The organism is Desulfovibrio piger, assembly GCF_012843875.1.
Lineage (GTDB): Bacteria > Desulfobacterota > Desulfovibrionia > Desulfovibrionales > Desulfovibrionaceae > Desulfovibrio.
Map to the genome: position 1 here is coordinate 1 of NZ_JABAFY010000118.1, position 823 is coordinate 823.

At 46.9% G+C, this 823-nt stretch carries 1 protein-coding gene; it reads left to right on the plus strand.

Features of this window, described 5'->3' with window-relative positions; translation table 11 throughout:
• Positions 1-55: 55 nt before the first annotated feature.
• Positions 56-823, plus strand: a protein-coding gene (locus HF854_RS12395) for an IS5 family transposase (protein ID WP_430392471.1) whose coding sequence is annotated in 2 segments (ribosomal slippage) — positions 56-398 and positions 398-823 — 769 coding nt annotated over the 2 segments. Because the reading frame shifts where the segments join, the coding sequence is not laid out codon by codon here. This gene is flagged as partial in the annotation.

The window sequence follows — 823 nt, forward strand, 5'->3', positions numbered from 1 at the left end:
TAGAAGTCATTTCATAATTCTGGAGAAAATTTAAGGTTTCGGTTAGTCTCAAAAAATGAGCAAAGCCGAAATGCTAACTGATGATCAATGGTCTGTCCTGGAACCTCTTTTTCAGAAAGAGCGCACAGGCGCAGGACGTCCACAAATTCATTCTGACAGAGAAGTTTTAAATGGCGTCCTCTGGGTCTTGCGTACAGGCGCGGCATGGGCGGACTTACCGGACAGGTTTCCATCTTCCGCAACTTGCTATCGGAGATTCAGCAAATGGGTAAAAGATGGAAGGCTTCGAAAAATTCTGGAGTCTCTGGCCCGGCATCTTGAAGATAATGGCCTGATAAATCTGGAAGAATGCTTCATTGACGGCACATTCGTTGTCGCAAAAAAAGGGGCCCAAAAGTGGGAAAGACCAAGCGGGGCAAAGGTACGAAGCTCATGGTTATTGCTGACGCTTCTGGTTTACCTATCGCCGTGTACACGGATTCTGCTAACCCTCATGAAGTCAGACTTGTCCAGGCTACAATCAATGAAATTGTCACGTTGGGACGCCCCCGAAGAATTATTGGGGATCGTGCCTATGACAGCGATCCGCTTGATGAAGCCCTTGCTTCTCAGGGAATTGAACTCATCGCGCCGCACCGCAAGAATCGTAAAAAGCCGGCGACGCAAGACGGACGGCTCTTGCGCCGTTACAAAAGAAGATGGAAAATTGAACGCCTTTTTGCGTGGCTTAACAAATTTAAAAAGGCAATAACTCGTTGGGAAAGGTGCGTTGAACGTTTTACGGCTCTTGTCCACCTTGCTTTTTCTATGATTTTGTTGAGAA